We start from the raw sequence: 25,756 nt of genomic DNA, 5'->3' as shown, positions 1-25,756 counted from the left end.
CGCCGCACCCTAGGGGGTCTCGTAGCTCTGGAACCAGTGGGTATCGAAGTACCGGGCCGTCGAGAAGGGGTGCCCGCGGTCGGTGAGCAGGCGGTGGACGAACTCGGCGGTCGTCCCGTCGAACCGGCGCCACGAGTCGGGGACGTCCTCCTTCATGAGGATGGGCCACCGGTCGGGGTCCGCGCCCTCGGTGAGCCAGAAGAACTGGTCGGCCTGCTCGGAGGAGGCCCACTCCAGCAGCCCGCCGGGGACCGGATACACCTCGTACGGTTCCCACAGGCCGCTGTCGTGCGACGCGGCCCACTCGCCCAGCCACTGGGTGTGCAGGACGATGTCATCGCTCCTGTACGGGGCGTCGGGTATGTGGAGCTGGAGGTATCCGTCGAAGGCGCCGTACCCGAACAGCTCGGCGAGCTGCTTGTAGTCGGCGGGCAGCGCGGTCCCGATCCGGGCCTCGACCGCCTCCCAGTCGACGGTACGCGCGCGGGTCGTGTCACATCCCGTGACGGCGACGACCCCGTCCACCCAGGACGTCACCTCCGCCAGGTCCGCCGCCGGATCCTCCCGCTCCGCGACCAGCGCCACGATCCGTACGCCGTCGTCGAAGCGGGCGGTGCCGCAGCCGATCCACCGGCCCGCGTGCGCCCACGCGCGCATCTCCACGATCCGTTCGCCGAACGGGGCCAGCAGCGGCAGCCCGGTCCGCGTGCTCACGGTCGGATCGGCGTACCCGCCCATGGCGAGGTTGCGCGGCTGTCCGTACCGCCCGCTGAGCGCCTCCTGGATCGAGTCGAGGCCGTTCTCGTCCGAGAGCGGCAGACACACGTGTCCCGCCGGGTGTCCTGCCTCGTCGCACGCCAGATCGCCCGTACCCGGCCAGGCCAGGTGGTGGACGGCCGAGAGGAGTTCTTCCTGTTCGTCCATGACGGCCATTGAAGCGGGCGCCACCGACAGCGGCGGGGCCGGACCCGTCGGACCCCTTGCCTGACGGATCGTCAGCTACGACGATGGCCCGGCACCGATATGACGAATCGGCAGACGCAGCAGTCGAGGCCGACGAAGCAGACGACTAGTCGAAGGCGAGGCGGGTCCGCCATGGCGCGCGTGTTTCCGGAAGGGCGGCTGGTCCACGGGATGCAGCTCCCGGTCCAGTCGCAGAGCACCATCTACGCCGAGCCCTGGGAGGCGTCGGCCACCGCCGCCGATCTCGCCGAGGTGGCGCGGGCCGCCGACCGGGCCGGCTTCGGCTACGTCGCCACCTGCGACCACGTCGCCATCCCGCGCCGGCTCGCCGGACCCATGAGCACCGTCTGGTACGACCCGGTGGCCACCCTGTCCTTCCTCGCCGGCATCACCGAGCACGTGCGGCTGCTGAGCCACGTCGCGATCCTCGGCCTGCGCCACCCGCTGATCAGCGCCAAGCAGTACGCCACCCTCGACCACCTCTCCGGCGGGCGGCTGATCCTCGGCGTCGGCGCCGGGCACGTGCAGGAGGAGTTCGAGGTCCTCGGCGTGGACTTCGCCCGGCGCGGAGCCGTCCTCGACGAGACCCTCGACGTGCTGCGGGCGGCGCTGGGGCCCGAGGAGTACCCGGAGTTCGAGGGCGAACTGTTCTCCTTCAAGGACCTCGGCCAGCTGCCCCGGCCCGCCCAGGAGCGGATCCCCGTCTGGGTGGGCGGCTCCTCGCCCGCCGCCGTGCGCCGGGCCGCCGTCCGCGGCGACGGCTGGCTCCCGCAGGGCGACCCGCGCGACAGGCTCCCGGCGCAGATCGCCCGTATCAAGGAGCTCCGCGAGGCGGCCGGAGTCACCGGGCCCGTCGAGTTCGGCGCGATCACCGAGCCGCTGTACGTCGGCGAGCCCGGCTGGGACGCCGGCCGCCGCGCCCTCACCGGCAAGGCGGAGGCGCTCGCCGAGTCCCTGCGGGAGTACAAGGCGCTCGGCGTCGACCAGATCCAGGTCCGGTTCCGCAATCGCGACCGCGCCGAACTCGTCGACCAGATCACCGCTTTCGGGGCCGAGGTGGCCCCGCTTCTCAACGACTAGGAGTCGTGACCATGGGCAAGCTGGACGGGCGCGTCGTGATCATCACCGGCGCCGCACGGGGCCAGGGCGAGCAGGAGGCCCGCCTCTTCGCCGCCGAGGGGGCCAAGGTGCTCCTCGGTGACGTGCTGGACGAGCAGGGCGCCGCCGTGGCCAAGGAGATCGGCGAGGACCGGGCCCGGTACGTACGCCTCGACGTGAGCCGCGAAGAGGACTGGGCCGGGGCGGTCGCCGCCGCGAAGGAGGCCTTCGGCCCGGTCGACGGCCTCGTCAACAACGCGGGCATCCTGCGCTTCAACGAGCTGACCGAGACCCCGCTGGAGGAGTTCCAGCAGGTGGTCCAGGTCAACCAGGTGGGCGCCTTCCTCGGCATCAAGTCGGTCGCCCCCGAGATCGAGGCGGCCGGCGGCGGCACGATCGTCAACACCTCCTCGTACACGGGCCTGACGGGCATGAGTTACGTCGGCGCGTACGCCGCGACCAAGGCGGCCATCCTCGGCCTGACCCGGGTGGCGGCGCTGGAGCTGGCGGGCAAGGGGATCCGGGTCAACGCGATGTGCCCGGGTGCCGTGGACACCCCGATGGCCAATCCCGGCCTGCTGGACCCGGCGAACATGACCGACGAGGCCAGGGACGCGATGGCGGAGCTGTACAAGCGGGTCGTCCCGATGGGGCGGGTGGGGCAGCCGGAGGAGATCGCGAAGCTCGCCCTCTTCCTGACCGGCGAGGACTCCTCGTACATCACCGGCCAGCCCTTCGTGATCGACGGCGGCTGGATGGCCGGCGTCAGCATCCTCTAGCCGCCCTCCAGTCATATCTGATGGAGCGTCAGGTATTGACGCTCCGCCCCCGCCGATGGAACAGTCGAGACATCGAATCTGACGCAACGTCAGAAATCAAAGGACGGTGAACCCCCTTGGAATTCGGGCTCTTCGTGCAGGGATACGTGGCCGAGTCACGGTCCAAGGTCGACCCCGAGGCAGAGCACAAGGCGCTGATCGAGGAGACCGACTACGTCATCCAGGCAGACAAGTCGGGCTTCAAGTACGCCTGGGCCTCCGAGCACCACTTCCTGGAGGAGTATTCACACCTCTCGGCGAACGAGGTCTTCCTCGGGTACCTCGCGCACGCCACCGAGCGGATCCACCTCGGCTCCGGCATCTTCAACCCGCTCGCGCCGGTGAACCACCCGGTGAAGGTCGCCGAGAAGGTCGCCATGCTCGACCACCTCTCCAAGGGCCGCTTCGAGTTCGGCACCGGCCGCGGCGCCGGCAGCCACGAGATCCTCGGGTTCCTGCCCGGCATCGAGGACATGAACGGCACGAAGGAGATCTGGGAGGAGACCATCGCGGAGTTCCCCAAGATGTTCCTCCAGGAGGAGTACGAGGGGTTCCAGGGCAAGCACTGGTCGCTGCCGCCGCGGAAGATCTTCCCCAAGCCGTACGGCAAGGCGCACCCGGCGATGTGGTACGCCGCCGGGTCCCCGTCCTCGTACGCGATGGCGGCGAAGAAGGGGCTCGGGGTCCTCGGCTTCAGCGTCCAGAAGGTCTCGGACATGGAGTGGGTGCTGGACCAGTACAAGACGGCGATCCAGGAGGCGAAGGCCATCGGCGCCTTCGTCAACGACAACGTCATGGTCACCTCGACCGCGATATGCGCCGAGACCCACGACAAGGCGGTCGAGATCGCCGTCAACGCCCACATGAACCGCTTCCAGTCGCTGGTCTTCCGCTACCACGACACCTTCCCGCGGCCGGAGGCCATCCCGCAGTGGCCCGAGCTGCTGCCCGAGTACAACGCGGAGATCATCGAGCTGCTGATCGCCGAGGAGCTGCTGATCTGCGGTGACCCGTCGGAGGTCCTCCAGCAGTGCAGGCGCTGGGAACAGGCGGGCGCGGACCAGCTGTCCTTCGGCCTGCCGACCGGGGTGTCGTACGAGAACACGATGACCACGATCAAGCTCATCGGCGAGCACGTGATCCCGGAGATCGACACGGACCCGGTCCACCGCACGACGCGCTTCCGCCAGGCCGTCTGACTCCCCCAGCTACCGCTGGGAGGGACCCCCAGGCGGGGAGAACGGGGACGGCGTCTTCCCGGACCGCCGTCCCACACCGGCCCCGGCCGGAGGTCATGCCGAGGCCGCGGCCGCCCGGCGGCCTCCGGCCGGGGCACGCGGGGGCAGAGCCCCAGCACACGGCGCGCAACGCGAACACCGGCAGAAGGGACGTCATGCTCGACCACCTGATCAAGGGCGCCACCGTCGTCGACGGCACAGGCGCCCCCGCCCGCGTCGCGGACGTCGGCCTGCGCGACGGCCGGATCGTCGTCATCGCGGCGCCCGGCACCGTCACCGAAGAGGCCCGCACCAGCGAGGACGCCACCGGCCTCGTCCTCACCCCCGGCTTCGTCGACCCGCACACGCACTACGACGCCCAGCTGTTCTGGGACCCGTACGCCACCCCCTCCATGAACCACGGCGTCACCACCGTCGCCGGCGGGAACTGCGGCTTCACCCTGGCCCCCCTCAACCCGGCCCGCCCGGAAGACGCCGACTACACCCGCCGCATGATGAGCAAGGTCGAGGGCATGGCCCTCAAGGCCCTGGAGGAGGGCGTCGACTGGACCTGGTCCACCTTCGGCGAGTACCTCGACGCCCTGGAGGGCCGGATCGCCGTCAACGCCGGCTTCATGGTCGGCCACTGCGCACTGCGCCGCCACGTCATGGGCGAGGACGCCGTCGGCGGCCAGCCCACGCCCGAACAGCTCCAGCAGATGATCGACCTCTTCCACGACGCCATGGACGCCGGCGCCTGGGGCCTGTCCACCACCCAGTCCTCCACGCACTCCGACGGCGCCGGCGCCCCCGTCGCCTCCCGGCACGCCGGGCCCGGCGAACTCCTCGCGCTCTCCAAGGCCGTCGCCGAACACGAGGGCACCCAGCTGGAGGCGATCGTCGCGGGCTGCCTCGACCAGTTCTCCGACGAGGAGATCGACCTCTTCGTCGAGATGAGCGCCGCCGCCGGACGGCCCCTGAACTGGAACGTCCTCACCATCGACGCCTCCGTCCCCGAGCGGGTCCCGCGCCAGCTGATCCCCAGCGAACGCGCCCGCAAGGCCGGCGGCCGCATCGTGGCGCTGACGATGCCGATCCTCACCCCCATGAACATGTCGCTGGGCACCTTCTGCGCGCTCAACCTCATCCCCGGCTGGGGCGAGGTCCTCGCCCTGCCCGTCCCCGAGCGGATCGCGAGGCTGCGCGACGCGGACGTGCGGGCCGAGATGCTGCGCCGCGCCGACAGCAAGGAGGCCGGAGTCTTCCGGCGCCTCGCCAACTTCGGCCGCTACGTCATCGGCGACACGTACAGCAAGGAGAACGAGGGCCTCTCCGGCCGCGTCGTGCGCGACATCGCGGCCGAGCGCGGCCAGGACCCCTTCCACTGCCTGGTGGAGATCTGCGCCAACGACGGCCTCCGTACGGTCCTGTGGCCGATGCCCACCGACAACGACCCCGCCAGCTGGGCGCTGCGCGCCGAGACCTGGCAGCACGAGGACGTCATGCTCGGCGGCTCCGACGCGGGCGCGCACCTGGACCGCATGTGCGGGGCCCCGTACACGACCCGCTTCCTCGGCGACTGCCTGCGCGGCCGCAAGCTGGTGCCGCTGGAGCAGGCGGTACGGATGCTCACCGACGATCCGGCCCGGCTGTTCGGGCTGCGCGAGCGCGGCCGCATCACCGAGGGCTACCACGCGGACCTGGTGCTCTTCGATCCGGCGCGCATCGAGGCCGGACCGGCGACGCTGGTCCACGACCTGCCCGGGGACAGCCCGCGGCTGGACGCGCGGGCCATCGGGATCGTCTCGGTACGGGTCAACGGCGTGGAGACCATCCGCGACGACGAGGTGACGGGCGCGATTCCGGGCGTCGTGCTCCGGTCGGGCCGGGACACGAGGACGGTGAGCACGCGGTGACCGAAGCGCAGAGGCTCTTCATCGGCGGCGAGTGGGTGGAACCCGACGGCGGCCACTACGAGGTGGTCGACCCGGCGGACGAGTCGGTGGCCGGGCTCGCGCCCGAGGCCTCGCGGGCCCAGGTCGAGGAGGCGGCGCGGGCCGCGGCCGAGGCATTCGGCGCGTGGTCCCGTACGAGGCCGGAGGAGCGGGCGGCGATCCTCGACCGGGCCGCGGACATCATCCAGCGGGAGTTCGAGCCGTGGGCGGCCCTGGCCCGGGCGGAGACGGGCGCGCCGACGGGCATCGCGCGCGGGATGCAGGTCGGCGTCGGGGTCTCGCGCTTCAGGCGGTACGCGAAGGGCGCCCTGGAACCGGTGGAGAGGGGCCTTCCGCCGCAGGTCACCGAGGCCGGCCCGATGGGGAAGGCGAGTGTCCTCGGAGCCCTGGAGGTGCGCCAGCCGGTCGGCGTGGTCACCTGCATCACCTCGTACAACAACCCGTGGGCCAACCCGGCGGGCAAGGTCGCCCCGGCCCTGGCCATGGGCAACACGGTGGTGGTCAAACCGGCCCCGCAGGACCCGCTGTCGGTGTTCAAGATGGCCGAGGCACTCGCGGAGGCCGGGGTTCCGGCGGGCGTGGTGAACGTGGTCGGCGGGCAGTCGGTGGAGGTCGGCGAGGCCGCCGTGGACTCCCCGTACGTGGACATGGTGTCCTTCACCGGTTCCACGGGTGTCGGCCAGCGCATCGCGGAGGTCTGCGGCCGGACGATGAAGCGGCAGCTGATGGAGCTGGGCGGCAAGGGCGCGGCCGTCGTCCTGGAGGACGCCGACCTGGACGCGGCGGTGATGGGGATCGGGACGACCTTCTCCTTCTACTCCGGGCAGATCTGCACGGCTCCGACGCGGGTGATCGTGCACCGCTCGGTCTACGGGCAGCTGGTCGAGAAGCTGACCGGCTACCTGGCCTTCATGAAGGTCGGCGACCCGAAGGTGCAGGGCACGGTGGTGGGCCCGGTGATCTCGGCGGCGCACCGGGACCGCGTGGAGTCGTACGTCGAGCTCGGCCGCAAGGAGGGGGCGCGGATCGCGTACGGCGGCGAGCGCCCGGTCGTCGGGGACGGCCGCGGTTTCTACGTGGCGCCGACCCTGCTGGTGGACTGCACGAACGACATGCGCGTGGTCCGGGAGGAGATCTTCGGCCCGGTCGTCGTGGTCGTGCCCTTCGACGGGGGCGAGGACGAGGCCGTCGAGCTGGCCAACGACAGCGACTTCGGCCTGCTCAGCTACGTGTGGTCCGGGGACTCCGCACGCGCGTTCCGCGTGGCGCGGCGGCTGCGGGCGGGCGGGGTGGGCGTGAACACCATCGGCCGGAACATGGAGGCGCCGTTCGGCGGCTTCAAGAGGTCGGGCGTGGGCCGGGACGTGGGCTCGTACGCCTTGCACGCGTACAGCGAGATGCAGTCGATCGTCTGGACGGGCTGAGACAGGGCGGCGGCGGGCGGCCGGCCGGGGGAGGGTCCCCCGGCCGGCCGCCCGTTCCTACGCCTCCTGGCCGGATCCGCCCCAGGCGTACCCGAGGGCGGCGGCGAGCCCGCTGCTGCCCCGCTGGAGCCGGGCGAAGCCCTTCGGGTCGGATTCCGCGATGCGTTCCAGAGCGGAGGCCGCCCGGTCTTCCGGCGGGCTGCCGTCGTCGGGCAGGTGCCAGTCGAAGTACAGCCGCAGCGGGTTCCCGTGCGGGTCCTCGGCGCCGTCCGGGGCGGAGAACACGAACCGCAGCACCGTGATGTGCGGCTCGCGGTGGTCCGTGTGGATCCACACGGGTGCGAGGTCCCACCGTCCCAGCAGGTCGGGCCGCTCCCGCAGGCCCGCCGAGATGAGCCGCGCCGTGCGGCGGGCCGGCCAGCACCAGGAGTGGTCCCGTTCGGCGCGTTCGAGCTCGGCGTCGTAGGCGGCCGCGTCGAAGCGGTACGGGGGCGGCTGCGGGCCGACCGCCCCGCGCCAGCCGTCCCACACCACCGCGTCGCCGTCCCGGCGGATCGTCACGTACAGCGCGCCGCAGCAGCCTTCGGTGCACTGCGCCTCGGCGAGCTGCACCTCCCGGGGCTCCGGTCCGGCGCGGAGTCCGCCGCCGTCGACCAGGTACTCGGGTGACAGGCCCGGCCCCTTCCCGAACAGTGCGGGGACGAGCGGGAGCCCGTCCACCAGGATCCGGGTCTCGACGGAGTTCGAGTCCGCGGCGTCGTGGACCACGGCCACATCCCAGCGCGGGCGCGGGCCCGTCGCCGGCGTACCGGCGAACGGTTTGCGCCCGGTACGCCGGATCCAGTCCGCGCGGCGCCGCTCCGCTGCCCGCGCGGGGTCCTCGCCCCCGGGCGGCGCGCCGGACCGGAGGGCCCACGCGGGCCCGGCCAACAGCCGCTCCAGGCCGCCGAGCAAGGCCTCCCGCCGGTGGGGCCGCCAGTCCAGCAGTGCGGCGGGCCCGCTGTGCAGGTCGAGGGCGATGGAGAGGAGCAGCTCGTGGAGCTCCGGGCCCGGGGGCAGCCGGTCGGCCTGCCCGAGGACGTACGCGTACACGTTCGTGGCGGGCAGGTAGTCGAGGATCTCGGCCCGGCGCCCCAGATCGCGGGACATCCGGTGCACCAGGCGGGCCGCCAGGGCCAGCAGTGCGGGGTCCCCCGGGTGGGCGCGCAGCAACCCGTCGAGGTCGGCGGCCTCGGCGATGCGCCGGGCGCAGAGCAAGGCCCGTGGATCGTCGGGCACCGCGACGAGCGCCGCCCGGACGGCTTCCGCGTCGCCGGTGGCGATCGCGTCGACGAGCGGGGTCAGCAGCTCGGACCGGTCCCGGCCGCGGATCACCAGGAGGGCGGCCGCCTGCCGGTCGAGCGGGTCGAGTGCGGCGGTCGCCACGGACGAGAGGCCGCAGAGCGTGCCGAGGGCCTTAAGGACGGGCACGTCCTCCGGTTCGCCGAGGCGGATCAGCAGGGCGATCCCGATGCCGACGGCCGCTGCGGTGCTACCGGTACGGGTCAGCTGGCGGGCGGTGGCCCGGGCGGCGTCCTCGTCGGGCAGGTCGAGGCGCGCGGTGTGCGCGCGGACGGTGCGCAGGGGCATCCCCAGCTCGCCGGCCCGCCGGTGGACGGCCTCGGCGGCCCGCACGGGGTCGGGGTCGGCCAGCAGGGGGGCGAGGGCGGCGCTCACTTCGGCCCGTGCCCGTTCCCAGGTCGGGTGAGGGCGGTCGGGTGCCGGCGGGGGCCCCTCGGGCAGGGGATGGCCGCGGCGCGGAACCCGCCCCTCCGGCTCGATGCCGATCCGGAAGAGGGCGTAGTCGTACAGGGAGGTCGTCCGGGGGTCGAGCGGCTCGCGCTCGTCGCGGACGGTCATCGGGCGGGGTGGGACTCGATTCCATGGGTCATGCGGCGAGCCTGCCAGGCCGGGTCAGGACGCGTCCAACGAAAATCCCGCCTCGCCGCGGACCCGGCCGTTGACCTGGAGCTGCACCAGGTGCTCGCCGGAGTGGTAGCGGCGGGTGGTGATCGGCTTGAAGGAGTGCCGCTTGGTGCCGCTGAGGGTTTCGCCGGGGGCCACGGCGCGGGTGAGGAGTTTGAAGACCTTGGGCGTGCGGGCGCCGTTCGCCTTCGTGTGGTGCACGACGTAGTCGACGACGAGCTCGGCCGGGAGCGTGCCGGTGTTGGTGACCGCGTAGTCGAAGACGAGGTACTCGCCGACGGTGACCCGCGGGGTGGTGACCTGCGGCCCGTGGACGGCGACCGGCACGTCCGGGGAGTGCCCGAGCAGGGTCAGCGCCTCGGGCCGCCCGGCCTTGATCAGGGTGCGCAGGCCGTGCCGTACGACGCGGTCCGTCGTGCCCGTGGGCCGGGCCAGCCAGCGGGCCGCGGTCTCGACGGCGAGGGCGGGGTGGTCGCGGCTGATGTCGTTGAGGTGGTTGGAGACGGAGCGGCGGACGTACTCGGACTCGTCGCGGTAGAGGGCGTCCAGCACCGGAAGGGCCGGGCGCGGGTCGGCGACGAACGTGGGCAGCTGCGGGGCCCAGGGCAGCCGGGGCCGGGTGCCCTCGCTGGCGAGGCGCCGCACGTGGGGGTCAGGGTCGTCCGTCCACGTCCGTACGACGGTCAGGGCGCGCGCAGGGTCGGCGCGCAGGAAGGGCCGTACGGCGGATTCGGCGGTCAGCCGGGAGGTGAGGTCGTGCAGCAGTGCCAGCCCGGGCACGAACACCTCCAGCCCGCGGACGGCGACGGCCTCGTTGACGGGGAAGGTCATCCAGCCCGTGAAGCCGGGGTCGGCGAGGGCGGTGCGCACGACGGCCTCGAAGCCGGGCCAGTCCTCGGGGAGGTCGGCGAGCACGGCGTCGCGGACGGCGCCGACGCGGCCGCTGTACGTCAGTCCGTCGAGCGCGCCGGCCCGGGCGCGCAGGGCGGGCGAGGACCGGCGGCCGCCCGCCCGGGCGAGCAGCCGGGCCAGGGTGCTGACGGTTTCCGCGCTGAGGAGCTCATCGGCCGTGGGCATGGGGACAGTCTTGCGGATGCCGCCCCGGTCCGGGGGCTCCCGGACGGGGCGGCGTCCCCTGCGCTGCGGGCCCGGTCGTGCCGGGTCGCCCGCTCAGTCCACGTAGTAGTCGGTGAGGACGCAGCCCTTCACCAGGGCGGGTTCCTTCCGGTAGCCGCTCGGCGCGGTGAACTCCGGGTGGCAGTTGAGCATCAGGAGTCCGGCCTGCGGGGTCAGCAGGGAGCTCATGGCGTCCGAGCTCTCGGATCCCACGGCGAAGTCCTGTCCGATGACGATGCCGCCGTTGGGGTTTCCGCCGCCCCCCTTCGCGGCGATCTCGGCCTTGAAGGCGGTCTGGAAGGCCTTCGGATCCTTGATCATGTAGATCGAGGTGCGGCCCCTGCTGCCGCAGGTTCCGTGCTCGGTGACGGTGGCGGCCTTGATGAACTTCTCGTCCGGGCCCGTGCTCGATCCGTTGCTGCCCGAGGTGACGGGCTTGATCGGGTCGCAGCGGGTGAATCCGTTGACGAAGCGGGCGGCCGCGGCCATGGTCGCCGCCTTGGGGAGCTTCTGGAACGCCGTCCCGTTCTTGGGGGCGTTGCCGTTGACGCCGCCGTTCTTCGTGGGGTTCTCGAGGGTGCCCTCGTTGGGGCCGCCGTCTCCCTCTCCGTTGGCGGGGCCGGCGACGGAATCCCCGCCGATGCCGCCGAGCGAAGGGTTCCCGCTGCCTCCGCAGGCGGTGAGGGTGAGCAGGGCCGTGACGGCTGTGGCCGTGATGACTATCGACTTGTTACGCACGGCTGGGACTTTAGATTCATGATCATGTCCACAGCAAGCGACCCGCCGCGGGTGACGGCGGTCACAGGGGAAAGTTTGAAAGCGGGCAAAAGGGGCACGGCTGCGGTTTCCGCATCATGGAACGAGATGTTCGGCGCCTGTCGATCCATGGGCATGTATCGCGTGAGCCTTGTATTGCGCTCTCGTGAACCGTCTTGATCTCGGCTTCCAAGGGCCCCAGGCCGTCCGAAGTTCGGACTTAAGACTTCCGGATATGGAAAACGCACCCTCTAACGTCCTGACCCATGACTCAGCTGGACGTTCGGCCCCGGGCCGCAGACACGGTGAACGGCGTCGCCCAGGGCGGGGGAGACGTGCGCGGCAAGGGCCTCGGCAAGGGGTCCGTCGGGCTGGTGGGCAGCGCCGTCATCGGCATCTCCACCGTCGCCCCCGTCTACTGCCTGACCTCGACCCTCGGGTCCACGGCAGGTGAGGTCGGCGTCCAGATGCCGGCGGTGTTCCTGGCCGGTTTCCTCCCGATGCTGCTGGTCGCCTTCGCGTACCGCGAGCTCAACAAGGCCATGCCGGACTGCGGCACCTCCTTCACCTGGACCGTCAAGGCCTTCGGCCCGCGGATCGGCTGGATGTGCGGCTGGGGCCTGGTGATCGCCACGATCATCGTGCTTTCCAACCTGGCCGGCGTCGCCACCTCCTACTTCTGGCTGCTGGCCGGCGAGATCACGAGCGATCCGTCGATCGCGGCCCTGGACGACAACAAGCTCGTCCACATCGCCACCTGCCTCACCCTGATCGCCGTCGCGACCGCCATCAGCTACCGCGGCATGACGGCGACCAAGGGAGTCCAGTACGCGCTGGTCGGGCTCCAACTCCTGGTCCTCGCCGTCTTCGTCGCGATGGCCTTCCAGAAGGCCTCCGCCGGCACCTTCGACACCGGCCTGGACTTCTCCTGGTCCTGGATGAACCCCTTCGCGGTCGAGTCCATGGCGGCCTTCACCGCCGGACTCTCGCTCTCGATCTTCATGTACTGGGGCTGGGACGCGTGCCTGGCCACCAACGAGGAGACCACCGGCTCCACGAAGACCCCCGGCCGCGCCTCGCTCATCGCGATGGTCGTCCTGGTCGGCTCCTACCTCGCCACCGGCGTCGCCGCCCAGATGGCCGTCGGCGCGGGCGGCGAAGGCCTCGGCCTGGCCAACGAGGAGACCTCCGGCAACGTCTTCGCGGCCCTCGCCGGTCCCGTCATGGGCCCGCTGCTCGGCATCCTGCTCTTCGTCGCCGTCCTCGCCTCGGCCGCCGCCTCCCTGCAGACCACCTTCATCCCGGTGGCCCGTACGGTCCTCGCCATGTCGACCTACGAGGCGCTGCCGGCCTCGTACGCCAAGGTCCACGAGCGCTTCAAGACCCCGGGCCGCGCCACGGTCGTGGCGGGCATCGCCACCGGCGCCTTCTACACCGTGATGACCCTGGTCAGCGAGAACGTCCTGACCGACACGATCTTCGCGCTCGGGCTGATGATCTGCTTCTACTACTCGCTGACGGCCTTCGCCTGCGCCTGGTACTTCCGCGGCGAGCTGCGCCGCAGCGTCCGCGACCTGTTCTTCAAGGGCGTCTTCCCGGTCCTGGGCGGCCTGCTGCTTGCCGCGGTCTTCTCCAAGACCCTGTACGACGCCTGGGACCCCTCCTACGGCTCCGGCTCCACGATCCCCGGCCTGGGCGTCGGCAACGTCTTCGTCATCGGCGTCGGCCTGCTCGCCCTCGGCCTGGCCGTCATGTTCGTCACCGAACGCCGCAGACCGGCCTTCTTCCGCGGCGAGGTCCTGACGAAGTCCACCCCGGCCCTGGTGGTCGAGGACTGACTCCACCCCCGCCCCACCCGCCGAGCCATCCCCGGACCGTGGATGGCCGCCCGCTCACTCCAACGTGGGGGTGGGCGGTGACCCGAGGTGCGGCGGGGTCGTTGGGCCGGGCATGAATGCCATGAAGCGCACCCTTTCCGCCCTGGTCCTCACCGGCGGCGCCGCCCTCGCACTCACCCCCGTCGCCGCCCACGCCGACGAGCCCGCCGTCCAGGGGCCCCCGGTCGCCCAGCGCGTCGGCGAGATCGTCGACCACCCGGCCCAGACCGTCCAGGACACGAAGCTGGCGTTGGGCGCGACGACCGCGGCGGCCGGCTCCGCCACGGCGGGCGCCGGTACGGCCCTGTCCGGGCTCCCCAAGACCCCCAAGGTCGGCTGACCTCAGCCGGTACGGGAGTCCCATGGCCGGCCCGGCGAGTGACCGCCGGGCCGGCGGCCAGGAGGCGGGGCTTTCGGGTGGGGGCGCTCGTTGAGCAGCGCATGATCCTCTGGTTGCTCAATCACGTCAGCACACTGGTCATCGCCGTCCTCCTCGTCGGCGGTCTCACGGGCCTCGCCGCGGCCGGGAGCCTGGCCGCCCGCCGCCGCTTCCCGCACCTCGCCAAGGGCGAGCACAACGAGATGGTCGGAGTCGCGCTCGGCATGTTCGGCGCGATCTACGGCATCATCCTCGCCTTCGTCGTCGTCACCCTCTGGACCCAGCTGGAGAACACCCAGAACATCGTCGCGACCGAGGCCACCGACCTGGCCCTCGTCGTGCGCAGCGCCGACACCTTCCCGCCGGCCGACCGCGCGCGGGTGCTTCAAGCGGTGGGCGCGTACTCGCACGCCGTCGTCGAGGTGCAATGGCCGCTGATGCGCGACGGGCGGCCGAGCTACGAGGCGACCGCGCCGCAGACGCACGACCTCTACCGGGCCCTCCAGGCGTACGAGCCGGCCGGAACCCGCGCCGAGACCTTCTACGCCGAAGCGGTCACCCACCTCAACGACGTCGCCGCGCAGCGCCGGGCCCGCATCACGATGGCCGAGAGCTCACTGCCGATCCTGCTGCAAGTGCTCGTGTACGGCGGGGCATTGGTGATCCTCCCGCTGACGTTCCTGTTCGGGCTGCGCAGCCTGAAGATGCAGCTGCTGTTCGTGTCGGCGGTGGCGGGACTGATCGGCTTCAGCCTGCTGCTGGTGGTGGCGATGGACCGCCCCTTCGCGGGAGACCTGAGCGTGAGCCCGGCGCCCTACAAGGAGGCGGCCCTGTCGCAGTTCTGGGCTGCCCCTCAGCCCCAGGAGCGGGAGCAGAGCACGAGTCGGTAGCCGTCGGGGTCCTCGACGGTGACCCCCCACTCGTCCCAGTACGGGTTGTGGGCGGCCACGCGCGTCCCGCCGTGCTCGACGAGCCGCCGTACGAGGGCCTCGTCGGGCTCCTCGCCGAGGTAGACGACGAACAGGTCGTCGACGGTGGGCGTGGGGAGCACCGGGTTCCGCGGGTCCCGGGTGAGCTCGAAGTGCCAGGCGCCCCCGGCGGGCCCGACCATCAACAGGTCGTGCGCGCCGGGCTCGCTCACGGCGCTGCGCCACTGCACTTCGAGTCCGAGCCCGTCCACGTAGAACCGCTCGGCGGCCTTGAGGTCGAGGGACGGCCGGGCGACGCGTATGTGGGCATGTGAATCGATCATGCGCCGCAGCCTACGGCGGCAGCGCCGGACGTCAGAGCCAACAGGGCGACCAGTAACAGATGTTGCGGGTCGCGGTCGTTCCCGTGGCGGGCCGGTTCAGCCCGAACTGGGTGCTGTGTTCGCCGTCGGTCGCGCACCCCCACTTCACCGTGACCGTCATGGTGGACGTCGGCACCCGGTTGAACTGGAAGCTGTAGGGCCGGGTCATGCCGCCCGATCCCAGCGCCGCCCAGCCGCTCTCCCCGTTGCTGCCCGAGACCCACGCCCACTTGACCGTGTTGGACGCCGCGTAGTTACAGCCGATCTTGCCCTGCAGGCGGACGCTTCCGCTGGTGGGCCAGGCCTGCGCCGATGTCGCCGCGAGCGGCACCAGTGCGGTGGCCGCGAGCACGGCGGCCGACAGGACGGCTTTGAGTCGAAGGCTGCGGTTCATATGAGTTCCTCCCCTGTGGTCCCCGGCTCCCACCGGGGGCGCCGACGTTGCCATGCCCCGAGGGGGAGCAGAAAGGCACGAACGGGGGCGCTCGGAACGCGTGGAGCGCGCGACGACCCGACCACGCGCCCCCCGGGCGGTTAAGATCCGCCTGCCCGTACGTCCTGTGGTGGTCACAGGGCCGGGGCTCGCCTGGACCTGGGGGGTTCATGAGATTGCTGCCACTGGGCAGAAGAGTGCGCAAGAGACCGGGGCGGGGCAGGGCCGCACTTGCTTCCGGAGCCCTGCTGCTCGGCGTGCTGGGGTCGTTCACCGGTCAGACGGGTGCCGCTGCCGCGGCGCAGCCGCCCGCGGCCACCGCTTCACCGCAGCCCGGCACGGGCGCCGGTGCCGCCGGCACCGCGGGGCCGGGGCCCAAGGCCGCCGCGCCGAAGGCGGATCCGGCGGCCGCCCACGAGGCCGCCGTGCGGTCGCTCCCGCAGGGCGTCACGGCAGGTGCCTGCCCGGCGGCGCTCCAGCCGAGCACGGTGGTCAACTGCTCGGTAGAGCCGAACGCGACGGGGTCCTTCCAGATCGCGCTGTCGCGACCGGACGTGGTCGTGCTCCAGCTCGTCTCATCGCCGGGGATCATTCGGCCCAAGCTGATGTCGCCCAGTGGCACCACGGTGACGTGCGAGCACGTACGGGGTGCGGGCGACTACGCGTTCGGAGCGGTCCGCTGCCCCGCCACTCAGGCGGGCACCTACACGGTGAAGGCCGAGAACGGCACCGGCTCGCAGACCCAGATCTGGGTCTCGTACCTGCCGCTGCTCTCCTCCACCACCTGCAAGGAGGTCGCTCCCGCCGACCGCAGGCTCGGCACCCCCACGGTGTTCCAGGGCTCGCTGCCGGCCGGCTCGGCGGGTGACTGCTACACGCTGGACCTGGCCGCGAACGACGTGCTCCGCGGCTACACGTCCTCGAAGGACATGCTGCAGAGCGTCTACGACGCCACCGGCAAGCAGCTCTGCGTCACCACGCGGGTCTGGTCGGACACCGAGGGCGTCCCGCTCGACTGCAAGCTCACCGGGACCGCGCCGTTCCGGGTGATGACGGTGCGGCCCGAAGGTGCGAGCCAGGCCTACGACCTCACCCTGGCGCGGCTCTCCAAGCCGGAGGGCTGCGTGCTGGTGGAGCCGCAGGCGTTCGGACTCTCCTCGGACCTGAGCTCCACGGTTCGCTGCCGCACGCTGCGGGCTTCCCAGTCCGCCTGGCACGCCTTCGGCCCGGTCGCCTCCGCCGCGGCTCCCTCCGGGACGCTGTTCACGTCGGACGGCGCCGCGACCGCGCGTGAGTGCGCGTTCGGCGGCTGCGAGCTGACGGCCGGCGACTACACCTGGGCGGTCGATCCCAAGACCCCCGCCGCCGGTGCGTACGGCATGGCCTTCCACTCCGCCAAGGAGACCCGGGGCTGCACCGCGACCCACGACAACGGGCTGGTGGCCGGCCCGGTGACCGGCACCTTCGGCGGCCCCGGGCAGCAGCTGTGCCTGACGCTGCCGACCGCCACCGGCAAGGGCGTGTACCTGCTCAACCGGACGCCCGCCGGCGGCAAGGGCGCCGATGCCGTGGTGTACGACGCGTCCGGCGTCAAGCAGTGCGAGTACTCCGGGTACCTCCCGGTCTGCAAGCTGACCGGCACCGCTCCGTTCCGGGCCGTCCTGACCGGCACGCCGTCACAGGTGTACGGGCTGGCGATCCACCGGACCGGCGAGGCCGCGGGGTGCGCGGCCTGGCCGCAGACCGGTTTCGACGGATCGGTGGGAGTGGAGGCGGCGCTGACCTCGGACAGGCTGCAGGCCTGCCTGAGCCTGCCGGCCGACAAGCACTCCGCCGCCGAGATGCTGCACTACTCCGCGCCCTCGAACCGGGAGTGGGCGACCTTCTACGTGGCCGACGCCGCGGGCGACGTCGCGTGCGGCGGCAGCGCGGTCCTCACGTGCTCCCTCACGCCCGGCGCCCCGTACACCGTCATGCTGGTCGGGCAGGCCGCGGACACCCACAAGCTGGCCCGGCGTGACATCTCGGGGACGGCGAAGTGCCCCGCGCCGGCTTCGACGACGGTCGGCGGCCGGTCCACGCCCTTCGACCTGACCTCCGCTCTCGACGCCCGCTGCCTGCGGGTGAGCGGCGCCGCCACGGACAAGTTCTGGCTGAGCGCCCGGACCGCCGGGGGGAAGGACGACCCCTCGGCGACGTTGCAAGTGGTCGACGCAGGCGGCAAGCACCTGTGCCGGCAGTACACCGTGTCCTGCCGGGTCACCGGCTCCACGTCGTACGTCGTGCTCGTGCACACCACGGGCTTCCAGGGCAAGCCGGTCCACGCCGATGTGGACACCTGGAAGGTCGGCACGTCCGCGGGCTGGGCGCCGGAGTGCACCGCGAACCGGATCTCGGTCGAAGGCTTCCCGGCCCGCAGCGGGGTACTCACCGAGTCCTCCACCGCGTACTGCGCGGTCGTCGACATGAAGCCCTCGCAGAGCTTCGCCGTCAGCGGGCAGAGCATCTCCAACGACACCAGCAGCTACGCGACTCCTGAACTGAGCCTGCTGAGCGGCCGCAAGTGGGAAGGCTCCGGCTCCGATTCCGGCTACCGGTGCGACGGCGGTTTCGGCAGCCGTTGCTCCGCCGCGAGCGACGCCGAGGCCGGCCAGGCCGTCCTGATGCTGAGCGCCGCCAAGACGGTCGTACCGGTCGAGTACACGATGCGGGGATCCTGCGTCACGACGTGCACCGGGCAGCAGCCTTCCCCATGGGTGTCCGGGATCAGCCCGGCGACCGGCCCGGCCGGGACGTGGAACCAGGCGGTCATCCACGGGGTGGACCTCACCCTCGGCATGGAGCTGATGCTCACGCCCAGCGATACCCCTTACGGCACGGGTCCGTTCATGAGGTCGCTCTCCGTGAGCCCTGACGGGACCTGGCTCAAGGTCCTGGTGGACACGACCGGCCTGGCGCCGGGCCAGTACGACGTGAGTCCCGTCCTCGGGCACAGGCTCGCCAAGGCGTACACGGTGACGGCGGCCGGAGCCCCGGCGAAGAGCCGGTTCGTGCCGATCACGCCCTCGCGGTTCCTGGACACGCGCGACGGCACCGGGGCGACGAAGACGAGGGTCGGTCCGGGTGGTGTGGTCACGCTGCAGGTTGCGGGTGTGAAGGGCGTTCCGGCGAGCGGGGTGACCGCGGTCGTGATGAACGTGACGGCCGTCGACCCGACCGAGGCGGGGCACGTGATGGTGTACCCGAACGGGCAGCCGAAGCCCGCGGTGTCGAACCTGAACTTCGCGGCCGGGCAGATCGTGCCGAACCTGGTGACGGTTCCGGTGCTGAACGGGAAGGTGGACCTGCGCAACAACGCCGGTTCGGTCGACCTGATCGCCGACGTCACCGGCTACTACACCGACAAGGCGGACACCGGTTCCGCGCTGACGCCGATCACTCCGGCCCGGTTCCTGGACACCCGTGAGGGCACGGGTGCGAACAAGGCGCGGGTCGGTCCGGGCGGTGTGGTGACCCTTCAGGTGGCCGGCGTGAAGGGCGTCCCGGCGGACGGGGTCACCGCGGTCGTGATGAACGTGACGGCCGTGAACCCGACGGAGGCCGGGCACGTGACGGTGTACCCGAACGGGCAGGCGGCGCCGGGGGTCTCCAACCTCAACTTCACCGCCGGGCAGATCGTGCCCAACCTGGTGACGGTGCCCGTCGTGAACGGCATGGTGGACCTGCGCAACAACGCGGGCTCGGTGGACCTGATCGCCGACGTGACGGGTTACTACTCGGCGAACGGGTCGACGTTCTCGGCGGGTTCGCCGGTGCGGCTGCTCGACACCCGTGACGGGACCGGCGCCCGTGCCGGGGCCGTGGGCCAGGGCGGGATCGTCAGTCTGCAGGTCGCCGGGGTCGAGGGCGTTCCGCTCAACGGGGTGAAGGCGGTGGTGCTCAACGTCACCGTCACCGGTCCGACCCAGGACAGCCACCTGATCGTCCACCCGCACGGGACCGCGCGTCCCAACGTGTCGAACCTGAACTTCAGGTCCGGGCAGACCGTTTCCAACCTGGTGGTCGTGCCGGTGGTGGACGGCCGGGTGACGTTCTTCAACAACGCGGGTTCCGTCGATGTGATCGCCGATCTGAACGGCTACTTCACCTCCTGACGACGGGGCGCGGTACGACGAGGGGCCCGGCCGATCGTGACATCGGCCGGGCCCCTCGTCATTTCCCGTGCACGCGGATCCGGGCTGCCCCGTCTCACGTGGTCCGCTGCGAAGGCGGCCCGGACGGCCGGGGCAGGCCGCGCCCGCGGCGTTGCTGCTCCAGGATGTCCCGGTCCGAGCGGCGTCGCATGCCGCCCGAGAACATGGACGCGCCGACCAGGAGGAAGAGGCCTCCGCTGATGCCCGGGCCGAGGGGGTCGAGGGTGCGGTCGCCGGTGGCCTCGACCCTCGGGTCGAGGAGGCCGAGCGGGTCCTCGAAGAGGACGACGTGCTGGCCCCGCGTGAACTCGCCGTAGCAGTTCTGCTGTTGACCGAGTTCCCGGACGGTGCCCGAGGGGTCGGCCACGCGGCAGAAGGACCGGGCGTCCCCCTTGAAGTTGGTCCGCTCACCGGTTTCGATGACCACCGCGTCGACCCGCTCGCCGAGCCGCATCGCGTAGGCCTCGTACAGGCTGGGACCGGCGAAGACGCCCAGTGCCATGGTCCCGAAGCCGACGACCGTGGCGACTCCCGCCCGGTTCCAGCCCGTACCCGCCACGGCCGCGCCGGTCCCGGCCGCGGCGAGCACGAGGAGCACGCCGAGCCAGAGCAGGCCGTACGGGTACTGGGCGAGGAAGCCGCCGAACGTGGCCGTCACCGGAATCAGCGCGGCCCAGAGCAGGCTGTTCCGGGTCCGCGCCGGACCCGGTGGAAGGCCCTCGAAAGCCCGCTTCCTGCGCTCGGCCATCCGGGTCTCGTCCACCCCGGCCCCCCTCCACCCACGTCGTGTGCGATTTCGCCCCCACCCTATGCAGGCGCGGGGACGAAGACGCTGACCCGGTAGGTGGTCGGGTGCTGCAGGCGGCCGCAGAACTGGTCCAGCCGCACGAGGTTCGGGTCGGTGGCGAGGCCCTGCGCGTACATGCGGTGGACGAAGGTCCGGAACTCCTCGTGGTCCTCGGTGGAAAGGAGCGTCTCCCACCGGCCCGGTCCCACCGGGAGGGAGCGCCGGTCCGCCTCCCGGAGACGTCGCTGCTTGCGTTTGCGCTGGCCTGGCATGCCGACCATGGTCGGCGAGGCGGAGCCGTGCCGTCGAGGGGGTTTCACAGGTACTGGGCGAAGTCGTCCAGCGCGCGCAGGACCTCCGCCTCCCGGGCCGAGGGGAGTTGGAGGACGACCTCCTCGATTCCGAGATCGGCGTAGTGGGCGAGCTTCCCGGGGCTGGGCTGGACGGCGTACGGGACCACCTGGAGGGTCTTCGGGTCGCGCCCGGCGGTCTCCCAGACCTGGCGCAGCACCGGCAGCGACTCGGTGAGGCCGCCGCCGCCGATGGGGAGCCAGCCGTCGGCGTGGTCGGCGACGGCGGCGAACAGCTTCGGGCCGGCCTGGCCGCCCATCAGCGTACGGGGGCCGTACAGGGGCACGCCGGGGCCGAGTTCGCGCGGCGCCTGGGCCGGCTTCGGGTGGGCGTGGCTGGCCTGGACGGAGGAGTACTCGCCGACGTAGGCCGTCGGCTCGGGCGCCCACAGGGCGCGCATCAGCGCCATCCGGTCCCGGACGAGCTCGCGGCGCGTGCGCCACTCGACGCCGTGGTCGGCGGCCTCCTCGACGTTCCACCCGTAGCCGACGCCGAGGGTGACGCGGCCGCCCGAGAGGTGGTCCAGGGTGGCGACCTGCTTGGCGAGGTCGATCGGGTCGTGCTGGGCGACGAGCGTGATGCCGGTACCGAGGTGCAGCCGCTCGGTCACCGCGGCGGCCTGCCCGAGGGCCACGAAGGGGTCGAGGGTGCGCCCGTACATCTCGGGGAGCTCACCGCCCATGGGCGCGGCGGTGTTGCGGGAGACGGGGATGTGGGTGTGCTCGGGCAGATACAGCCCGGAGAACCCCCGCTCCTCCAGACTCCGCGCGAGACGCACGGGCGAGACGGTGCGGTCGGTGAGGAAGATGGTCGTGGCGATCCGCATGGCTTCTGGCACCTCCGAGACGTGGGACAGTCAAGGTACGGCGTTCCCCCTGCACACGGCAGGGCGCATCCGCCCCCAAGTCCTCGGGATCGAGGTCGAATTCGGCCAGGCGGCCGAGCGGCGGCCGACCGCGGTTTAAGCGGCCTCGGGGAAGTACGGCACGTCCCCGAGGCCGCTTAGCCGCAATGCCGTTGCTTTATGGCGGTTGGATCACGATGGCGTCGTGTGAGGGCCGGGTTGGCTGGGGCCAGTCGCGGTGGCGACTGGCCTTGGCCTTGTAGTTCGACATCTTGCGTTTGACGACCCGGGGCTGGCTGCGCAGTCGCCTCGGGGGCAGGAGCCGCTCGGTGACCTCGGCGCGGAAATGCCGCCAGGCCCTGTGCAGGTGGTCAGGGGGAAAAAGAGCCGGGCAGGATGGTCACGGTGCGGCGGGCCGCCCGCAGGGCGGTGGTGAAGGAGAGCCGGTCGCAGTCGACCGGCTCGGGACTACCGGCCGCCGCTTCGGCCATCAGTGCGCGCAGGGCGTGGTGCACCAGCAGGTGGGCATAGATCTCCTGGCGGACGCCGGTGGGGGTCTTGCTGGCCAGGACAACGGTCTTGGCGCCGCGCTGATGGGTCTTGATCTCGTCCAGGACGCTCTCGCACTCCCAGCGTTGCGGGTAGAGCGCGGCCAGGTCGGCGGCCGGGGCCCGGACCGGGTCCAGGACCGAGGTCAGCAGCACGTACTGGTCCTCGCCGGGTCGTCCCGGGTCGTCCAGGCGGTAGCGGATCACGCGGACCGCCACCGGCTCGCGGCCGGCCTTCTTGTCGTCTCCGGCCTGGATCACGGTGAGCCAGGACCCGTCGGGCAGTGTTTGCAGGACGGGCAGGCGGCGGTTGGTCTTGGCGCGGAAGCACAGGTCAGCGCCGCTGCTGGTCAGGGCTCGCCATAACCGGGTCGAGGGCAGGTTGCGGTCGCCCAGGACGAGCATGTCCTCGGTCAGTGAGCGTTCCAGGTCCTCGGCGAGGCGGACCTCGCCGTCATGCCAGCCGCCGAGCACCGCATCGACGACGGCGTGGGTGCCGCATTCGACCAGAGCGACGACCTGGACCTGCGGATATCCGCCGGTGCCTTCCCCGCGGCCGGTCCCAGGGCGGCCGAACTCAGCGGCGTTCGCCGCACTGTCGGCGACATCGAAACGGGTGCCGTCGATGGCCATCAGCCGCCAGCCCCTCCAGAACACCCCGGGCATCGCGGGCGTGCCCAGCGGTCGGGCGCATCTGTCGAACAGCGCGGCCATCGGTTCGACCCCGAGCCGTCCACGCGCCCGGAAGATGGCAGCCTTGCTCGGTGGATGCCACGACCCCCACAGCCCCGCCCACCGCAGGCCCTCAGCAAGGTGCCGCATGACCTCCAGATACGGCGCGGGCGAGAACAATGCCATCGCCAGCAGGAAGTACACCACCAGCCGGGCCGGCAACAGCCGCCGACGCTTCTCCGTCCGGTCGCACTGGGCCACGACCTCGTCCACCAGCCACGGCGGATACATCCGGGTCAGCACACCCACCCCGGCCAGATCCGGCAGAGACGACGCCATGCCACCACCCCCGATGACGTCGTCTCACCGATCCAGATCAATGTCAACGGCATTGCGCTTAGCCGCGCGGGTAGCGGGACAGCCAGGCGGGGGATGCCAGGGACGGGCCGTGGAGGGCCGGGCCCTGGGTCATCTCCAGGGCGAAGTCGTCGGCGAGCTCCAGGACCGTGGGGCGGCCTTCGAGGTCGGCGAGCCAGGCGGCCGGGAGGGCCGTCTCGCCATGGAGGGCGCCGAGCAGCGCCCCGCACAGGGCGCCGGCCGCGATGGAGTCCCCGCCGTGGTTGACGGCGAGGCGCAGGCCGTGGGCGATGTCCTCGGCGACCAGGGCGCAGTAGACGGCGATGGCCAGGGCGTCCTCGGCGTCGTGACCGGCGCCGGTGCTGAGGGCCTCGACGACGTGGGAGCCCGGCACGCCCTGGGTGACCGCCGACAGCGCGTGCTGGAGGGCGTCGGTGACGGGCTGGTGGCCGGGACGGGAGCCCAGCAGCCCGAGGGCGCGCTGGACGGCGGAGTCGAGGGATTCGCCCCGGGTCAGGCCGTGGACGATCACGGCGAAGGCCCCGGCCGAGAGGTACGCGGTGGGGTGGCCGTGGCTCTGCGTCGCGCATTCGACGGCGAGCTGGAGGACCAGGGCGGGCTCCCAGCCGACCAGCAGCCCGAAGGGGGCCGAGCGGGCGGTGGCGGCGGCGTCCCGGGCGGTGGGGTTCTTCGGGTGGGCGAGGGTGCCGAGGAGACCGTCGGCGAAGCCCGTCATGCAGGCGCGGGCCGGGTCGCGGCGGGCGTAGAGCCACTCCTCCTGCGCGAGCCAGCCGTTGTCCGAGCGGCGCTCGTCGGGGCCCCAGTCGTGCTGGGTGGCCGCCCAGCGGAGGTAGGCGCGGTGGACGTCGGTGGGCGGGTGCCAGGCGCCGGTGTCGCGGCGCACGTGGGCCCGTATGAGGCCGTCCACGGTGAAGAGGGTGAGCTGGGTGGCGGCGGTGACGGCGCCGCAGCGGCCGTGGACGGGTACGGGGTGGGTCAGGCCCTGGGAGCCGTGGATCTCGCGGATCGCGTCGAGGGAACGGCCGGCGAGGGGCGCGCCCAGGGTGTCGCCGAGGGCGGAGCCGAGGAGCGTGCCGCGGACGCGGCTGCGGAAGTCCTGCTGCTCGGCGCGGCCCCACAGGCCGGTGTTCGAGGAGACGGTGCGCATGCCGCGGCCGTCCGTGGGTCCGGAAGGACCGGCCTGGCTCATCTGCCCCGCCGGGTACATCTGCCCCGCCTGGACCATCTGCCCCGGCGGGCCCGGCCGGCTCGCGAAGGCCGGTCGGCCGGGTGTGTCGGTACCGCCCGCCGCGCCATGGATGACCACCGCACCAGCCCCGATCGACTCGTCCACCGACCTCACCGTCCCCCGCCCGTGCAGGCCACCGTCCCCGCGACAGCACTGGCGGGCACTGTAGTGGACACCTTCGGCCGCGTCCGGAGGGAGTCCGTCAAGCGGCCCGTATGAGAGCGCAGAACGGCTGGAACCCGAACACTTCCGGCCGCCACCCTGGCCGATGGCACGTTTTGCCACTTGCCTTCGGAGGTGCTGTTTTCGGCCATGCGTCATTCATCCGTCGTTCTTTGTGGCCGCCCAGCCTCACAGGCATGAAGAAGGCACTCCTCGCCGCGACCGTCGTCGCCTCCGCCGTCACCGCTTCCCTGATCGCGGCCCCCCTCGCCTCCGCCGGCGGCTGGGACCGGCACGACCGGTCCGCCGCCGTCCCGTTCACCGAGGCCACCGTCACCGCCGGTGCCGATGGTTCCTTCACCCTGAAGTGGAAGGCCCAGGGCACCAAGCGGGTCGAGATCAAGGCGAACGGCAAGGTCGTCGCCAAGGGCGGAGCCCAGGGCCGGGCCGTGGTCACCGGGCTGCCCGCCGCCGACCGCCAGTGGTTCGACTTCGAGCCGCAGCACGGCCGGGGCCTGCACCTCGCCGACCGTCTGATCAAGCTGGACGGCACCGCCAACTTCCGCGACGCGGGCGGCTACCGCACCACCACCGGCCAGTGGGTCAAGATGGGCGAGGTCTACCGCTCCGACGCCCTCAACAAGCTGACCGAGAACGACCTGGCCAAGCTCCAGCGCCTGCGCGTCAAGACGGTCTTCGACCTGCGCATGCAGGACGAGCGCACCAAGGACGCCGACAAGGTCCCCGCGGGCACCTCCTACGTCGTCGCCGACGTCTTCGCCGGCTCCGGCTCCTTCCAGACCATGCCCAAGACCCCCGACGAGTCCGTCCAGGCCATGATCGGCGCCGAACGGGCGATGGTCTCCGGCGAGGGCGGCAAGAAGGCGTACACCCAGGTCCTCGACGGGATCCAGGAGGTCGCCCACCACGACCGCAGCCGCACCGTCCTGTTCCACTGCACCGCCGGCAAGGACCGCACCGGCTGGGCGAACGCCGCCCTGCTGACCGCCCTCGGCGTGCCCCGCGAGACCGTCGAGGCCGACTACCTGGCCAGCAACGACTACCGCAAGGCCGCCAACGACGCGATCCTCTCCCGCCTGCCCGCCCCGCAGGCCGCCGTCTACAAGCCGATGCTCGACGTCCGCCCCGAGTACCTGAACGCGGGCTACGACGAGGTCGACGCCACGTACGGCTCCTTCGGCCGCTACCTGAAGGACGGGCTCGGCATCGACGCCCACGAGCTGGCGCAGCTCAAGAAGGACCTGCTCGTCGGCTGACCCGCCCGGCGCAGCGCAGGAGCG

Annotated in this window: 21 protein-coding genes; 10 read left to right on the top strand and 11 right to left on the bottom strand. The window is 72.0% G+C overall.

Annotated features, from left to right (window positions below):
* Positions 1–9 precede the first annotated feature (9 nt).
* On the bottom strand, positions 10–924 hold the full coding sequence (locus OG737_RS12170; RefSeq protein WP_328926208.1) for a hypothetical protein: 915 nt from the start codon (positions 922–924) through the stop codon (positions 10–12).
* A gap of 171 nt (positions 925–1,095) precedes the next feature.
* Between OG737_RS12170 and OG737_RS12165 the strand changes: the two genes are divergently transcribed.
* The 5 genes from OG737_RS12165 to OG737_RS12145 all read left to right on the top strand — a co-directional run bounded on the left by OG737_RS12165 (position 1,096) and on the right by OG737_RS12145 (position 7,475).
* Positions 1,096–2,043 carry an LLM class F420-dependent oxidoreductase gene (locus OG737_RS12165; RefSeq protein ID WP_405679732.1) on the top strand — a complete coding sequence of 316 codons (948 nt, stop codon included), beginning with the start codon at positions 1,096–1,098 and terminating at the stop codon, positions 2,041–2,043.
* Positions 2,044–2,054: 11 nt separating this feature from the next.
* Positions 2,055–2,840 (top strand): SDR family NAD(P)-dependent oxidoreductase, encoded by a 786-nt coding sequence (locus OG737_RS12160; protein WP_405921511.1) that lies wholly within the window; start codon positions 2,055–2,057, stop codon positions 2,838–2,840.
* 116 nt (positions 2,841–2,956) lie between these two features.
* Entirely contained in the window at positions 2,957–4,078 is a 1,122-nt protein-coding gene (locus OG737_RS12155) for an LLM class flavin-dependent oxidoreductase (RefSeq protein ID WP_405921510.1), read from the top strand.
* A gap of 194 nt (positions 4,079–4,272) precedes the next feature.
* Positions 4,273–6,012 (top strand): amidohydrolase family protein, encoded by a 1,740-nt coding sequence (locus OG737_RS12150; protein ID WP_405921509.1) that lies wholly within the window; start codon positions 4,273–4,275, stop codon positions 6,010–6,012.
* Positions 6,009–7,475: an aldehyde dehydrogenase family protein gene (locus tag OG737_RS12145; RefSeq protein WP_405921508.1), complete on the top strand. Its 1,467-nt coding sequence runs from the start codon at positions 6,009–6,011 to the stop codon at positions 7,473–7,475. The genes OG737_RS12150 and OG737_RS12145 overlap by 4 nt, the downstream gene beginning before the upstream one ends.
* A gap of 57 nt (positions 7,476–7,532) precedes the next feature.
* On the opposite strand, the gene OG737_RS12140 is transcribed toward OG737_RS12145, so the two are convergent.
* From OG737_RS12140 to OG737_RS12130, 3 genes are all read right to left on the bottom strand, one after another.
* On the bottom strand, positions 7,533–9,374 hold the full coding sequence (locus OG737_RS12140; RefSeq protein ID WP_405921507.1) for a hypothetical protein: 1,842 nt from the start codon (positions 9,372–9,374) through the stop codon (positions 7,533–7,535).
* Positions 9,375–9,428: 54 nt separating this feature from the next.
* A complete protein-coding gene (locus OG737_RS12135) occupies positions 9,429–10,517 on the bottom strand; it encodes a DNA alkylation repair protein (RefSeq protein WP_405679735.1) in 1,089 nt (362 codons plus the stop codon).
* Between the two features lie 93 nt (positions 10,518–10,610).
* Positions 10,611–11,294, bottom strand: coding sequence for a hypothetical protein (locus tag OG737_RS12130; protein WP_405679736.1), 684 nt, complete (start codon positions 11,292–11,294; stop codon positions 10,611–10,613).
* 284 nt (positions 11,295–11,578) lie between these two features.
* Here OG737_RS12130 and OG737_RS12125 point away from each other — a divergent pair, with 284 nt between their 5' ends.
* The 3 genes from OG737_RS12125 to OG737_RS12115 all read left to right on the top strand — a co-directional run bounded on the left by OG737_RS12125 (position 11,579) and on the right by OG737_RS12115 (position 14,458).
* Positions 11,579–13,150, top strand: coding sequence for an APC family permease (locus OG737_RS12125; protein WP_405921506.1), 1,572 nt, complete (start codon positions 11,579–11,581; stop codon positions 13,148–13,150).
* A gap of 121 nt (positions 13,151–13,271) precedes the next feature.
* Positions 13,272–13,529 carry a hypothetical protein gene (locus tag OG737_RS12120; RefSeq protein ID WP_328926198.1) on the top strand — a complete coding sequence of 86 codons (258 nt, stop codon included), beginning with the start codon at positions 13,272–13,274 and terminating at the stop codon, positions 13,527–13,529.
* 101 nt (positions 13,530–13,630) lie between these two features.
* Positions 13,631–14,458, top strand: coding sequence for a DUF4239 domain-containing protein (locus tag OG737_RS12115; RefSeq protein ID WP_328926197.1), 828 nt, complete (start codon positions 13,631–13,633; stop codon positions 14,456–14,458).
* Here OG737_RS12115 and OG737_RS12110 read toward each other — a convergent pair.
* Both OG737_RS12110 and OG737_RS12105 read right to left on the bottom strand, forming a co-directional pair.
* Positions 14,422–14,820 (bottom strand): VOC family protein, encoded by a 399-nt coding sequence (locus tag OG737_RS12110; protein ID WP_328926196.1) that lies wholly within the window; start codon positions 14,818–14,820, stop codon positions 14,422–14,424. The genes OG737_RS12115 and OG737_RS12110 overlap by 37 nt on opposite strands.
* 31 nt (positions 14,821–14,851) lie before the next feature.
* Positions 14,852–15,253, bottom strand: a complete 402-nt coding sequence (locus OG737_RS12105) for a hypothetical protein (protein ID WP_328926195.1) — start codon at positions 15,251–15,253, stop codon at positions 14,852–14,854.
* 236 nt (positions 15,254–15,489) lie between these two features.
* Here OG737_RS12105 and OG737_RS12100 point away from each other — a divergent pair, with 236 nt between their 5' ends.
* Positions 15,490–19,446 (top strand): hypothetical protein, encoded by a 3,957-nt coding sequence (locus tag OG737_RS12100; RefSeq protein WP_405921505.1) that lies wholly within the window; start codon positions 15,490–15,492, stop codon positions 19,444–19,446.
* 94 nt (positions 19,447–19,540) lie between these two features.
* Here OG737_RS12100 and OG737_RS12095 read toward each other — a convergent pair whose 3' ends face one another.
* From OG737_RS12095 to OG737_RS12075, 5 genes are all read right to left on the bottom strand, one after another.
* Positions 19,541–20,248 (bottom strand): hypothetical protein, encoded by a 708-nt coding sequence (locus tag OG737_RS12095; protein WP_405921504.1) that lies wholly within the window; start codon positions 20,246–20,248, stop codon positions 19,541–19,543.
* Between the two features lie 44 nt (positions 20,249–20,292).
* The gene (locus OG737_RS12090; protein ID WP_328926192.1) at positions 20,293–20,544 is read right to left on the bottom strand and encodes a hypothetical protein; all 252 of its coding nucleotides are present in this window, start codon (positions 20,542–20,544) and stop codon (positions 20,293–20,295) included.
* A gap of 44 nt (positions 20,545–20,588) precedes the next feature.
* Positions 20,589–21,449 carry a TIGR03619 family F420-dependent LLM class oxidoreductase gene (locus tag OG737_RS12085; protein WP_328926191.1) on the bottom strand — a complete coding sequence of 287 codons (861 nt, stop codon included), beginning with the start codon at positions 21,447–21,449 and terminating at the stop codon, positions 20,589–20,591.
* A gap of 389 nt (positions 21,450–21,838) precedes the next feature.
* The gene (locus OG737_RS12080; RefSeq protein WP_328926695.1) at positions 21,839–23,026 is read right to left on the bottom strand and encodes an IS4 family transposase; all 1,188 of its coding nucleotides are present in this window, start codon (positions 23,024–23,026) and stop codon (positions 21,839–21,841) included.
* A gap of 58 nt (positions 23,027–23,084) precedes the next feature.
* Positions 23,085–24,212 (bottom strand): ADP-ribosylglycohydrolase family protein, encoded by a 1,128-nt coding sequence (locus OG737_RS12075; RefSeq protein WP_405681404.1) that lies wholly within the window; start codon positions 24,210–24,212, stop codon positions 23,085–23,087.
* A 440-nt stretch (positions 24,213–24,652) separates the two neighbouring features.
* Between OG737_RS12075 and OG737_RS12070 the strand changes: the two genes are divergently transcribed.
* Positions 24,653–25,732: a tyrosine-protein phosphatase gene (locus OG737_RS12070; RefSeq protein ID WP_328926190.1), complete on the top strand. Its 1,080-nt coding sequence runs from the start codon at positions 24,653–24,655 to the stop codon at positions 25,730–25,732.
* Positions 25,733–25,756 lie beyond the last annotated feature (24 nt).

The sequence above is a fragment of the Streptomyces sp. NBC_00122 genome, assembly GCF_045160845.1.
Lineage (GTDB): Bacteria > Actinomycetota > Actinomycetes > Streptomycetales > Streptomycetaceae > Streptomyces.
Note: the sequence above shows the minus strand (reverse complement) of the source record. Positions and strands in the feature narration are given on the sequence as shown.